Source organism: Halorubrum aethiopicum (genome assembly GCF_001542905.1).
Lineage (GTDB): Archaea > Halobacteriota > Halobacteria > Halobacteriales > Haloferacaceae > Halorubrum > Halorubrum aethiopicum.
In genome coordinates, this window is record NZ_LOAJ01000001.1 from 918,998 (window position 1) to 931,738 (window position 12,741).

Sequence of the window (12,741 nt, forward strand, 5' to 3'; positions counted from 1 at the left end):
TCCCACACCGAGGAGCTGGATCTGGCCGGTGAGATCGAGGAGTGGCGAGACGAACTCGTTCGGTACGGGCTGGACCGGCTGACCGGCGATCCCTCGGACCGAACGATTAACGGCCTTCGAAGCGTCCGTTCAGGTATGACTACCAAGGAAGGCGCGGAAACTACCTCTCCGCTTGACGACGTGATGGAGGACATCCGGCGGGAACTGGTTCGGCGGGTCGCGGCGGACGACCGGGATTCGAACCGGGACGTCTACGACGCTCTCGAAGACGAGTAACCGGCGCTGTCCGGTTGTTTGCCATGTATCCGTACCAAGAGGTTATGTAACGGGCGCGACGGGATTTGAACCCGCGGCATCTTGGTCCGGAACCAAGTGCTCTGTCCGCTGAGCTACGCGCCCTCACGAAGTGGTCGTTCGGGCGAGCGTTTAACGCTTCTGACTCCCGGTTCTCAGTCGACGAACAGCCCGTCGACGATCGTCTCGATCAGGGCGGCCTCGACCTCCTCGTACTCGGAGACGTGGAGGACGGCGATGGGGGAGTCCTGCGCGCGGGTGACGAAGATCAGCGAGCGGAGCAGCCCGTTTATCAGGTCGGGGTCGTCGTACCGGACCTCGTCCATCGCCGCCCAGCGGCTGGCGTAGGGGAGTTCGGCCTCGCGGGGATCGGACCCGATCGACTCGCGGTCCTCCTCGGAGAGCTGGTCGTGTAGCTGCTGGAGTTCGCCCCCGACGATCAGCCGGGAGGCGAGCGGGTTCGACCGGACCTCCCGAAACGTGGTGCGGAGCATCGTCTTCACCTCCTCGCGTGGCGTCTCGGCCTCCGAGACCGCCGCGTCGATGTGCGCCTCGATCCGCTCCTGTTCGGCGTGGAGCACCGCGACGTACAGCGTCTCCTTCGAGTCGAAGAACTGGTAGAAGGTGCTGGTGCCGATGCCGACCGACTCGGTGACGTCCTTGATCCGGGTGCGGTCGAAGCCGAACCGGGCGAACAGCTCGCGACCGTCCTCGACGAGCTGTGACCGGATCCGCTCGCGCTCGGACTCGGAGAACCGACTCATCGGCCTCCTCCCGTGTGGAGTCGCCGGTGGCGTATCGCGTTGATCATGGCGGCAGTACGAACCCAAAAACAAAGGTGTTATTGATTCGTGGATTCACGTTCGGTATATGAGACGCACGCAGGACCTCGCCGGAGGTCGCCCCGAACTCGTCGGTTGCCGGACGGACCGTCCGATCCTTCGGGCGGCTTCGAACCGGACCGAGCGGCATCGATCCCCCGCGGTCGCCGACCGGAGGAACGGATGAACGGGCGGTCGATCCTCGTCGCCCTCGTGTCCGTGGCGCTGTTGACGAGCGGGACGGCCGGTCTCGCCGTCGCGGCGACGACCGGCGGCGGGGCGGGGTCCGGCGGAGCGGGAAGCGGTCTCGGCGACGCCACGGCTCCGACGACGACGGCTCAGCAGTCCGGCGGGCTGATCCGCGGCTCCCCGGATCTGGCCGTCAGCACGTCGGATCCGACGCTCAACCCGGGCGAGATCAACACGCTTCCGCTCCAGATCACCAACGACGGCGACCTGGACCTCGGTACCTCGTCGTCGCGCGAGATCGTGACAACCGCGAGGAACGTCCGCGTCGAGGCGGACGCGGAGGAGACGCCGCTCTCCGTCGAGACCGGGACGCTCGCGATCGGCGCCGTCACTGAGAACGCGCCGGGCGAGGCGCCGATCGCCGTGAGCGTCCCCAGCGACGTCGCGGAGGGAACGTACACGATCGACGTCGAGGTGAAGTACTCCTACACCTACCAGCAGTCGGGCGGGGTGACCTACGACCGGGAGCGGACGCTCACGACCGAGGTCGATGTCGAGGTCGACGGCGACGCACGCTTCGAGATCGTGAACGCGACGACCGACGCGAAGGTCGGCGAGACGGGCGTCCTCGAGGCGGAGGTGCGAAACGTCGGCGCGGACGGCGCGCGCGACCTGTCGGTGGCCATGTCGTCGTCGAGCCCCCAGATCACGTTCGGCGGAACCACGAGCGACACGGCACAGGTCGACGCGCTCGCGCCGAACGAGACGACGACCGTCCGCTACGACGTCGCGTTCACGCCGGGGGCGTCGGTCCGGGAGTACGCCCTCGACGGGACGGTCACCTTCGAGACGCCGGAGGGATACGCGCGCGTCGACGAGGACCCGTCGGTCGGGGTGACGCCGCGGGCCGAACAGCGGTTCAGCGTCGACGACGTGGAGGCGGACCTCTACGTCGGCGAGCAGGGCGAGGTGTCCGGCACGGTAACCAACGAGGGGCCGGACCCGGCGCGCAACGTCGTCGTCCAGTTCGCCGAGGAGTCGCCGAACGTGATCCCGCGGGAGTCGTCCGTCGCGGTCGGGACGCTCGAGGCGGGCGAGTCCGGGTCGTTCCGGCTGCCGATCGCGGTCGGCGGCGAGGCGGAGCCGATCGACCGGACCTCCGATATCGTCGTCCAGTACCGCAACGAGGAGAACGAACGGCGGGCCTATCAGGACCTCGAGCTGCTGTACGCGGTCGAGCCGCAACGCGATCAGTTCGGGCTCGCCGTCGAGACGCGCGAGATCGAAGCCGGCGGGCAGGTCGATCTGGCCGTCGAGGTGACGAACGAGCTGGACGAGCCGGTCACGGACGTGGAGGCGCGGCTGTTCGCGGACAGCCCGCTCGACAGCGAGAACGACGAGGGGTTCGTGTCGACGCTGGAGCCGGGCGAGTCGACCACGATGACGTTCGACCTGTCGGCGTCGGCCTCCGGGACGCCGAAGACGTACCCCATCTCGTTCGACTTCCGGTACGACGACGCCGACGGCGACAGCCAGCTGTCGGACACGACCCGCGTGCCGATAACCGTCGTCGAGGCCGAGGAGAGCTCCCCGCTGTCGGGGATCGGAACGCTCCCGCTCGTGCTCGGCGTCCTCGTCGCGCTCGCCGTCCTCGGGGGCGGCCTCTACGTCACACAGAGAGAATAGATGACCCGAGCCGGACGGTGGATCGAGGACGCCACCACGCGACTCAACGAAGTCATCGTCTCGCGGCCGCGGGCCGTCGTCGTCGCGTTCCTGCTCGCGACCGCGGTCTTCGCCGGCGGGATGACCGCCGTCGAGACGCAGACGAACCCGACGGAGGGGTTCTCCGAGGACCTCCCCGAACAGGAGGCGCTCGACGCGATCGAAAACGAGTTCGACGAGCCGTTCACGGCCGAGACGGAGACGACGCAGCTGATCCACGGCGGGAACGACGTCCTCACCCGCGAGGAGACGCTGGTGATGTTGCGGCTGTTGGAGCGGGTCGATTCCCGCGAGGGCCTCTACATGGCGTCCGCGAACGGCCCGGCGACGGCCATCGCGCAGGGGATCGACCCCTCGGCGGAGACGCCGTCGGAGATGCGGGCGGCGGTCGCGGGCGCGACCGACGCCGAGTTCCGCCGGGTCGTCCGGCGGCTGAGCGAGCGTCCGGGGTTCTCCGCGGCGGTCTCGGACGACTTCAACCCGACCGAGACGTCGGCCTCGACGACGATCACGGTGATCAGACACGACGTGCCGCAGGGGTTCGACGACCTCCAGTCGGTACAGACCGAGATCCGGACGCTCGCGAACGACGAGCCGGCCGACATCCGCACCTTCGGGACCGGCATCATCAACGCCGAGACGGGACGGGTCATCGCCGACTCGCTGCTCATCGTGATGCCCGTCGTCGTCGTCCTGCTTCTGGGCTTCCTCGTCGTCGCGTACCGCGACCCGATCGACTTGGCGCTCGGACTGTTCGCGCTGTTGATGACGCTGATCTGGACGTTCGGGTTCCTCGGCTTCTCGGGGATCCCGTTCGACCAACAGCAGATCGCCGTGCCGGTGCTGCTGCTCGCGGTCGGGGTCGACTTCGGGATCCACTTCATCAACCGGTACCGCGAGGAGACCGTCCAGGGGTACGACCCGGTGCCGGCGATGCGGACCGCGGCGAACCAGCTCGCGATCGCGTTCGTCATCGTCACCGTGACCGCGGTGTTCGGCTTCGGCGCGAACGTGACCTCCGGGCTCGACCCGATCCGGAACCTCGGGATCGTCTCGGCGGTCGGGATCGTCTTCACGTTCCTCATCTTCGGGCTGTTCCTGCCGGCCGCGAAGCTCGAGCTCGACCGGCTCCGCGAGCGGTACGGCGTGCCGGAGTTCGGCACCACCCCGATCGCCTCCGAGGAGTCCGCGCTCGGCCGGCTGCTGGCCGTCTCGGTGTCGGTCGGCCAGCGCGCCCCGGCGGTCTTCGTCGTCCTCCTGCTTCTCACCGGCGGGGCGTTCGGGGCGTACGGCGCGGGCGTCGACACCACGTTCGAACAGGAGGACTTCCTCCCGCCGGAGGAGGAGCCGGGGTACGTCGAGTACATCCCCGGACCGTTCGCGCCGAGCGAGTACACGGTCACGGAGACGCTGAACCTGCTCGAGGACAGCTTCTCGGCGAGCCAGGACGCGTCGCTCACGGTGTACGTCGAGGGGCCCTTCGAGGAGGACCACGCGCTGGAGGCGCTCGCCGCGCCGACCGACGACCCGCCCGACACGCTGGCGGTCGGCGAGGGGGGACGCGCGGAGACGACGAGCATCGTGACGGTCATCCGGTCACACGCGGCAAACGACGAGGAGTTCGCCGCGCTCGTCGCCCGCAACGACCTGAACGGGAACGGGATCCCCGACCGGAACCTCGAGCGGATCTACGCGGAGCTGTTCGACTCGTCGGCCGGCGAACGGGCCGGCCAGTACCTCACCGACGACCGCCGGGGCGCGCAGGTCGAGTACACCGTCGAGAGCGGCGCGACCCAGAGCGAGATCTCCGACGACGGCCGGCAGCAGGCGGAGCGGTACCGCTACGCGGCGACGGCGACGGGCCAGATCGTCGTCTTCGACGCGATCACGGCGATCATCTTCGACTCGGCGATCCAGGGGCTCGTGCTCGCCGTGGGCCTGAGCGGCGTGTTCCTCGTGATCACCTACGGCGTCTTGGAGGGGATGCCGATGCTCGGGATCGTGAACGTGTTCCCGATCACGATCGCCGTCACGTCGCTGGTCGGGACGATGCGGTACCTCGGCTATCCGCTGAACGCCCTGACGGCGACGATCCTCTCCATCGCGATCGGGATCGGGATCGCCTACTCGGTCCACATCACCGCCCGGTTCGTCGACGAGTACCGCGAGAACGGCGACGTGGCGACCTCGCTGCGGACGACGCTCACGGGGACCGGCGGGGCGCTCGTCGGCAGCATGCTCACGACCGCGCTCGGGACCGGCGCGCTCGGGCTCGCGATCACGCCCGTGCTCGGCGACTTCGGCGTCCTGATCGCGATGAGCGTGTTCTACTCGTTCGTCATCTCCGTGATCGCGCTCCCCCCTGCCCTGTTCCTCTGGGACCGGCTTCGGTCCGGATCGCCGACCGCCGACCCGACCGACCCCGTCGAGCCGACCGGCGAGGCGTGACCCCGCGCCGCCGCGCCGGGCGGTCGACCGGCCGGGATCGCGTCCCGGGTCGCGTGCCGACCGCGCCCGTCGCGTTTATTCCGGGGGCTCCCGAAGCGCGGACGTGACCCCCGCCGAGGTGACGATCCGGCCGGTCGAGCGCGCCGACCTCCTGGCGGTGCTCCGGATCGAACGCGAGTGCTTCTCGGACCCCTGGCCGTACGACGCCTTCGAGCGGCTGATCGACGCGCCGGCGTTCCTCGTCGCCGAGCGGGACGGCGAGGTCCTCGGCTACCTCGTCGCGGACGTCACTCCGAACGCCGGCCGCGACATCGGGCACGTCAAGGACCTCGCGGTCCGCCCCGACGCCCGTGGGCGAGGCGTCGGGCGGGCCCTGTTGCGCGCCGGGCTCGCGCGGCTCCGCACCGCGGGGGCGGCCGTCGCCAAACTCGAGGTCCGCGAGGGGAACGACCCCGCCCGGTCGCTGTACGCGGCCGAGGGGTTCGAGCCGGTCCGGCGGGCGAGGCGGTACTACCGCGACGGCGAGGACGCGCTCGTCCTCGTGGTCGACCTCGCGGACTGGGTCCGCGGCGGGTGACCGCCTCGCGGGTTCGGCCGCCCGCGGCCGTCCGGTCTCCGGGGACCCGATACCCCCTTTGACAAGGCTTAGTGCCGGGGGGGATCGACGGGGACGTATGAGTTCGGTTCCCGAGCGGTCCGAGATCGACGAGGCGTACAAGTGGGACCTCGAGAGCGTCTTCGCCGACGACGAGGCGTGGGCGGCGGCCTACGAGGACGTGGAGGGACGGATCGACGAGCTCGGAGCCTACGAGGGGCGCGTCACCGAGAGTCCGGAGACGCTCCTCGAGCTGTTGGAGCTCCGCGAGGAGGTGTTCCGCGAGCTGTCGGCGGTCGCGGTGTACGCCCGGCTCCGGAGCGCGGAGGACACGCGGGACCAGGAGTACCAGGCGATGTCGGCGCGGGCGTCCTCGCTCCAGTCCGAGGCGTCGAGCGCGATCTCGTATCTCCAGCCGGAGCTCCAGTCGCTCACGGCGGAGCGGCTCGCCGAGTTCCTCGAGGCGGAGCCCGACCTCGCCGCGTACGAACACTACCTCGAGGACGTGTTGCGGATGAAACCGCACACGCGCTCGGCGGAGGTCGAGGAGGTGCTCGCGGACCTCTCGGAGGTCACGAGCGCGCCGAGCGAGATCTACTCGATGCTGACGAACGCGGACATGAGCTACGGCGTCGTCGAGGACCCCGACGGCGAGGAAGTCGAGATCACCCAGGCCAACTTCACGAAGCTCCAGACGAACCCGGACCGCGACTTCCGCCGCCGGGTCCACGAGACCTTCTACGACGAGTGGGCCGACGTCCGCAACACGGTGGGCACCTCCCTGGAGAAGGCGGTGCGCGAACACGTCGCGAGCGCGGGGATCCGCGACTACGACACCGCCCGCGAGGCCGCCCTCGACGGCTCGAACGTCCCGGTCGAGGTGTACGACACGCTCGTCGACACGGTCGGCGGCAACCTCGACACCCTCCACCGACACGCCGAGTTGAAACGGCGGGCCCTCGGCGTCGACACCCTGGAGAGTCACGACCTCTACATGTCACTGACGGGCGATCAGGGCCCCGACGTGGAGTACGACCAGGCGGTCGAGTGGGTCGTCGAGGCGGTCGCGCCGCTCGGCGAGGCGTACCAGGAGCGGATGGCTGAGGGGCTCGAGAGCCGGTGGGTCGACGTCTACGAGAACCGCGGGAAGCGCTCCGGCGCGTTCTCCTCGGGCACCTACGACACCCAGCCGTACGTCCTGATGAACTACCAGGACGACGTGGCCTCGATGTACACGCTGGCACACGAGCTGGGCCACTCGATGCACTCCGAACTCGCGGGCGACGCCCAGCCGTGGCACGACGCGAGCTACGAGATCTTCGTCGCCGAGATCGCCTCCACGGTCAACGAGACGCTCCTCACCCACCACTTGCTCGAGACCGTCGAGGACGAGGAGCTCCGGACCCACGTGCTCGACGAGTACCTCGAGCGGTTCCGGTCCACCCTGTTCCGGCAGACCATGTTCGCGACGTTCGAACAGCGGATCCACGAGCGCGTCGAGGCCGGCGAGGCGCTCACGCCCGACGTGCTCGACGAGACCTACGCCGACCTCAAGGGCGAGTACTACGACCCCGCGGAGCTCACCGGCGGCATCGAGCGCGAGTGGGAGCGAATTCCGCACTTCTATTATGATTTCTACGTCTACCAGTACGCGACCGGCATCTCCGCGGCGGCCGCGATCGTCGAGCGCGTCCTCGAGGAGGGCGAGTCCGCCGCGGCCGACTACCGCGAGATGCTGGAGGCGGGGGGATCCGACTACCCGCTCGAGGTCGTCGAACTCGCCGGGATCGACATGGCCTCGCCCGACCCGATCGAGTCGGCCGTCGGGATCTACGACGACTACCTCGACGAGGTCGCGGCGCTGCTGGACTTGGAGTAGCGAGGTCTCTAGTGTTTATTGTAACCGTTTACCGGGGCTCCGCCAGGACGGGTCGGGGGAGCGCCGGAAATGACTTACAATAAACACTATCACGCGTCGTAGGCGTGCGCCTCGAGCGTCTCCAGGTCGACCGTGTCGAGGACGGCCTCGTTGGTCGCCTCGAGGACGACGGGCGGAACGGTCGTCTCCGGGAGCCGCCGGTCCCGCGTGGCCGAAAGCGCCTCGACCCAGCGGCCGAGACAGAGACACCACCGGTCGCCGGGGTCGAGTCCGGGGAAGGAGAACTCGGGGCGCGGCGTCACGAGGTCGTTCCCCTGCTCCCGGCTGAACCGCAGGAACTCCTCGGTCATCACCGCGCAGAGCTCGTGTCGGCCCCGGTCGCCGGGGTGGGTCCCACAGCAGCCGTCGCGCTCGAAGCCGGTCGTCGGGTCCGTGCTACAGGCGGCGAGTTCCTCCCCGTGGACGTTCCGGTCGGCCATACGCTCGGGTGGAGGCGCGCGAATAAAAAGCCGGCCTCGGAGATCTCCTCGTCCGCGGCGTGTCCGGAACCCACAAGCCACCTGCGGTGGCGCGTGCCTGCGAGGTCGCTTCGCGGCCGAGCAGTACCGCGCGAGGGAGTCGCGACCGAAGGGAGCGACGAGGCTGGGGAGGCGTGAGGTGCGGTGCCGTGCGGTGGGAGGTGGAGGCTTCCGAACCGTTCACCGCGCCGGCACCGATTTACCGCCCGCCCGCGACTCGCCTCTCATGGACGAACGCGTACGCGAGCACGCGGAGGTGCTCGTCGACTGGAGCGCGCGGGTCGATCCCGGGGACCACGTCGTCGTGAGCGTCGCCGAGGACGCCCACGACCTCGGCGTCGCCGTCGCCGAGGCGCTCGGCGAGAGGGGGGCAGCCGTGACGACGCTGTACGGCTCCGACGAGCTGAGCCGGGCGTACCTGAAGGGCCGCGAGCGTGAGAGCGCGAGCGGCGACGACGCCCCGGAGTTCCCCGACCCCGCCGTCGACCGTGCCCTCCTCGAGGCGGCCGACGTCTACCTCCGGCTCGGCGGCGGGCGCAACACGGCCGCGACCGCGGACGTGGGCCGCGAGACGCGGCAAGCCTACGCGAGATCCCGAAAGGAGGTCAGGGAGCGCCGGATGGCCACCGACTGGGTGTCGACGGTCCATCCCACCCGGAGCCTCGCCCAGCAGGCGGGAATGGCCTACGAGGAGTACAGAGACTTCGTCTACGACGCGATCCTCCGCGACTGGGAGGCGCTCGCCGGGGAGATGGCCCGCATGAAGGAGGTCCTCGATTCGGGCGAGGAGGTCCGGATCCGCACCGAGCGCGCGGACGCGCCCGACACCGACGTGACGATGTCGATCGCGGGGCGGACCGCGGTCAACTCCGCCGCCTCCGTCGCCTACGACTCGCACAACCTGCCCTCCGGCGAGGTGTTCACGGCCCCCTACGACGCCGAGGGGGAGATCTTCTTCGACGTGCCGATGACGATCGAGTCGACCCGCGTCCGGGACGTGCGCCTCGTCTTCGAGGACGGCGAAGTGGTCGACTTTTCGGCCGACTCCGGCGAGGAGGCGCTCGAGAGCGTGCTCGAGACGGACCCCGGCGCTCGTCGGCTCGGCGAGCTGGGCATCGGGATGAACCGCGGGATAGACCGCTTCACCGACTCGATCCTCTTCGACGAGAAGATGGGCGACACGGTCCACCTCGCGGTCGGCCGCGCCTACGACGCCTGTCTGCCGGACGGCGAGTCGGGCAACGAGAGCGCGGTCCACGTCGACATGATAAGCGACGTGAGCGCGGACTCGACGATGGCCGTCGACGGCGAGGTCGTCCAGCGGAACGGGACCTTCCGGTGGGAGGACGGTTTCGACGGCTGACCTCCGGCGACCCGCGTCGAGACGCCGGGTCGCGCGGCCGGCGACCGAGCTACCGCGCGTCGAGCAGCCGCACCGGGTGTGCGGGCCGGCGGGAGAGCAGCGCGTCGAGCTGTTCGAGACACGAGGTCCCGCTCGCGACGACGGCGCGGTCCGCGGTGTCGTCCGTCGTGAACTGGTCGACGAGCGACTCGCCGACGTCGACGCTGAGGTCGTAGTACTCCGACTTGTAGCCGAAGCTCCCGGCCATGCCGCAACACTCCACGTCCGAGGTCGCGACGTCGAAGCCGCGCTCCTCGAGGACCGAGACCGTGTGCGGCTCGAGGCCGAGCGTGCGCTGCTGGCAGTGGCTATGGTAGGCGATCCGCTCGCCGTCGCCCGCCGCGAGCGCGTCGGCGTCCGCGCCGTTCGCCAGGAGGCCGTGGACGTACTCCATGACCTCGTAGCTGTCCTCCCGCAGCGCGGCGTGTTCGTCCTCGGGGAGGAGCCGCTCGTACTCCCCGCGGAACATCGCGACGTCCGACGGCTCGATCACGACGACGTCGCGACCCGCGGCGAGGGAGGGTGCGAGCGCCTCGTAGACGGCCTCGGCGTTCGACCTGGCCGTCGACACCATTCCCTGTGAGAGCGGCGCACGGCCGCTCTCGCCGGCGGCCGGGACCTCGACGCGGACGCCCAGCGCCTCGAGGACGCGGACGGCCGCTTTCCCGCGTTCGGTCCGCACGTAGTTCGTGTACGCGTCGGGGTAGAGGGCGGCGGTCCGACGCGCCTCGTCGGGCGACACCCGCGGGCCGCGGGCCTCGAACCACTCGACGAGGGTCTCGCGCTCGAACGCCGGAAGCTCGCGGCGGCGGTCGACGCCGAGCGTCCGCTCCATGAGCGAGCGGACGGGACCGCTCCGCGCGATCCGGTTCGAGACCGGCGCGAACGCGGACCCGAGTCTCGCCAGCGTATCGAAGTTCCCGAACAGCCGCTTCTGCGGGTCGAGCCCGCCGGGCTCCGCGTCCGGCGTGAGCCCCTCGACGAGGAAGTCGAACTCGCCGTCCGTCCCGCGGTTGATCCGGTCGCGGACGACGGTGTTGATCCACGGGATGTCGATCTTCACCGGGCACTGGTTCACACAGCGGCTACACCCCGTACAGAGGTCGTTGAACTCGGCGGCGCTCTCTTGGCCGTGGACGCCGGCCTCCCAGCCGGTGGCGATGCCGCCGGAGTACGTCTCGCCGCCGAAGGCGTGTCCGCCGACGTGCTGGAAGTTCGCACACGAGTTCGCACAGGCCGAACACCGGATACAGTACAGCGTCTCCCGCAGGTCGTCGTCCTCGCGCATCGCCATGCGGCCGTTGTCGATGAGCACGAGGTGGAACTCGCGGTCGTCGCCCGGTTCGAGGTCGCGATCGCCGGGGGAGCCGGACTCGCCGCTCCCCCCGAACGTCGGCGAGTCGCCGGGCGGCGTGAGAAGCGAGACGTAGGAGGTGAGGTCCTGTCCGGTCCCCGACCGGCCGATGAGTTCGACGAACGGCCGGAGGTCCTCGACGCTCGGAATCACCTTCTCGACGCCCGCGACCGCGACGTGGGTGTCCGTGGCCTGGACGCACTTCCGGGCGTTGCCCTCGCTCGTGACGAGCGCGAGCGTGCCGGTGTCCGCCGCGACGAAGTTCGCGCCGGTCATGCCCACCTCGGCGTCCAGGATCTCCTCGCCGAGGTACTCGCGGGCGAACCGCGTCAGCTCCTCGGCGGTCTCGAGGGGTTCCTCCGGGTCGAACACCTCGTTGAACAGGTCCGCGATCTCCTCGCGGGACTTGTGGATGGCCGGCGCGACGATGTGTGAGGGGGCCTCGTCGGCGACCTGGAGGACGAACTCGGCGAGGTCGGTCTCCCGGACGTCCGCGCCGCTCTCCTCGAGGGCGTCGTTCACGTCCATCTCCTCGCTCGTCATCGACTTCGATTTCACCACGTTCCGGCCGTCGACGACCTCGGTTATGTACCGGTTCGCGTCGGCGGCGTCGTCGGCGAGGTACACGCTGCCGCCGTTGGCCTCGACCGCCTCGGTGACCCGGTCGAGGAGTTCGGGGAGCCGTTCGATCGCGTCCTCCTTGATCGCGCGGGCCTCGTCTTTGAGTTCCTCGTAGTCGTCGAGGTCCGCGGTCGATTCGTAGCGGCCCTCGTTGAACACCCGCGTGTTCTCGCGGACGCTGTCGCCCTCGGTCTCGAGGAGGTGGCGGATGCGCTCGGCCTTCCGCCGGCGGTCGTCGACGGCCATCTACCGGTCCTCCAGGAGCACGACCGTGACCTCCATCGGACCGTGCGCGCCCTTCACGAGCGCGCCCATGTCCGCGGTGGCGCTCGGCCCCGTCGCGATGACGGCCCGTCCGGTTCCCTCGCGCACGTCCTCGGCGAGCCGGTCGAACGTCGCCTCCATGTCCGGGAGGACGTCGCTCGCGGCGACGACGGCCACGTGTTCGTCGGCGTAGAGGCTGACCGGCTCCTCGCCGGCGGGGCCGCCCCGGATCACCACGGAGCCGTAGTCGGCGACGCCGTACCCGGCGGCCGTGACGCCCGTCCTCGCGGCCTCGAGGTCCGCCACCGTCGGATCGGTCTCCACGGCGTCCGGCAGGGAGACGCCCGCGAACGGGAGCGGCGTGCCGACCGCGGGGGCGTCGAGACGCGGCGAGAGTGCCGACTCGAACCCCTCGGCCGTCGTTCGAACGAGTTCGATCCCGATCTCGGTGAGCGACGACTCGAAGGTCGCGAGCGGTTCGGTTGGCATGTGTTACCGGTTCAGGAAACTGCCTAATGGGCGTTTCCCTCCTCACCGATCCGCACGGGTGCTCGCGTCGGCGGCGCTCCAGTCTCACGCTCCGCAGCGATATCTCCACGACGAGAGAATCGAAGAAAACTACATATGTCTG

General features: G+C 69.8%; 9 protein-coding genes and 1 tRNA gene. 5 read left to right on the forward strand and 5 right to left on the reverse strand.

The genetic code is table 11. From position 1 onward, the window contains the following. Window positions 1-326: 326 nt before the first annotated feature. A tRNA-Arg gene (locus AXA68_RS04425) sits at window positions 327-399 on the reverse strand. 50 nt (window positions 400-449) lie between these two features. Continuing rightward, window positions 450-1,058 (reverse strand): TetR/AcrR family transcriptional regulator, encoded by a 609-nt coding sequence (locus tag AXA68_RS04430; RefSeq protein ID WP_066413314.1) that lies wholly within the window; start codon window positions 1,056-1,058, stop codon window positions 450-452. 240 nt (window positions 1,059-1,298) lie between these two features. On the opposite strand from AXA68_RS04430, the gene AXA68_RS04435 reads away from it, so the two are divergent. From AXA68_RS04435 to pepF, 4 genes are all read left to right on the forward strand, one after another. Then, window positions 1,299-2,990 carry a COG1361 S-layer family protein gene (locus AXA68_RS04435; protein WP_066413317.1) on the forward strand — a complete coding sequence of 564 codons (1,692 nt, stop codon included), beginning with the start codon at window positions 1,299-1,301 and terminating at the stop codon, window positions 2,988-2,990. Further along, entirely contained in the window at window positions 2,991-5,477 is a 2,487-nt protein-coding gene (locus AXA68_RS04440) for an efflux RND transporter permease subunit (protein ID WP_066413319.1), read from the forward strand. 103 nt (window positions 5,478-5,580) lie between these two features. Then, the gene (gene rimI, locus AXA68_RS04445) at window positions 5,581-6,054 is read left to right on the forward strand and encodes a ribosomal protein S18-alanine N-acetyltransferase (protein WP_066413322.1); all 474 of its coding nucleotides are present in this window, start codon (window positions 5,581-5,583) and stop codon (window positions 6,052-6,054) included. Window positions 6,055-6,151: 97 nt separating this feature from the next. Further along, entirely contained in the window at window positions 6,152-7,951 is a 1,800-nt protein-coding gene (gene pepF, locus AXA68_RS04450; protein WP_066413325.1) for an oligoendopeptidase F, read from the forward strand. A gap of 89 nt (window positions 7,952-8,040) precedes the next feature. On the opposite strand, the gene AXA68_RS04455 is transcribed toward pepF, so the two are convergent. After that, a complete protein-coding gene (locus AXA68_RS04455) occupies window positions 8,041-8,430 on the reverse strand; it encodes a DUF2237 family protein (protein WP_066413326.1) in 390 nt (129 codons plus the stop codon). A 265-nt stretch (window positions 8,431-8,695) separates the two neighbouring features. Here AXA68_RS04455 and AXA68_RS04460 point away from each other — a divergent pair, with 265 nt between their 5' ends. Continuing rightward, window positions 8,696-9,832, forward strand: a complete 1,137-nt coding sequence (locus AXA68_RS04460) for an aminopeptidase (protein ID WP_066413327.1) — start codon at window positions 8,696-8,698, stop codon at window positions 9,830-9,832. 49 nt (window positions 9,833-9,881) lie between these two features. Here the strand turns inward: AXA68_RS04460 and AXA68_RS04465 are convergent, their stop codons facing one another. After that, window positions 9,882-12,092 (reverse strand): LUD domain-containing protein, encoded by a 2,211-nt coding sequence (locus AXA68_RS04465; protein WP_066413329.1) that lies wholly within the window; start codon window positions 12,090-12,092, stop codon window positions 9,882-9,884. Beyond that, complete coding sequence (locus AXA68_RS04470; RefSeq protein ID WP_066413332.1) at window positions 12,093-12,599, reverse strand: LutC/YkgG family protein; 507 nt, start codon at window positions 12,597-12,599, stop codon at window positions 12,093-12,095. Window positions 12,600-12,741: the final 142 nt, after the last annotated feature.

Bases quoted from the DNA above. Each gene is read 5' to 3' on its own strand.
- AXA68_RS04470 (WP_066413332.1), bottom strand. From the start codon at position 12,599: ATGCCAACCGAACCGCTCGCGACCTTCGAGTCGTCGCTCACCGAGATC.
- AXA68_RS04460 (WP_066413327.1), top strand. From the start codon at position 8,696: ATGGACGAACGCGTACGCGAGCACGCGGAGGTGCTCGTCGACTGGAGC.
- AXA68_RS04455 (WP_066413326.1), bottom strand. From the start codon at position 8,430: ATGGCCGACCGGAACGTCCACGGGGAGGAACTCGCCGCCTGTAGCACG.
- pepF (WP_066413325.1), top strand. From the start codon at position 6,152: ATGAGTTCGGTTCCCGAGCGGTCCGAGATCGACGAGGCGTACAAGTGG.
- AXA68_RS04465 (WP_066413329.1), bottom strand. From the start codon at position 12,092: ATGGCCGTCGACGACCGCCGGCGGAAGGCCGAGCGCATCCGCCACCTC.
- AXA68_RS04440 (WP_066413319.1), top strand. From the start codon at position 2,991: ATGACCCGAGCCGGACGGTGGATCGAGGACGCCACCACGCGACTCAAC.
- AXA68_RS04430 (WP_066413314.1), bottom strand. From the start codon at position 1,058: ATGAGTCGGTTCTCCGAGTCCGAGCGCGAGCGGATCCGGTCACAGCTC.
- AXA68_RS04435 (WP_066413317.1), top strand. From the start codon at position 1,299: ATGAACGGGCGGTCGATCCTCGTCGCCCTCGTGTCCGTGGCGCTGTTG.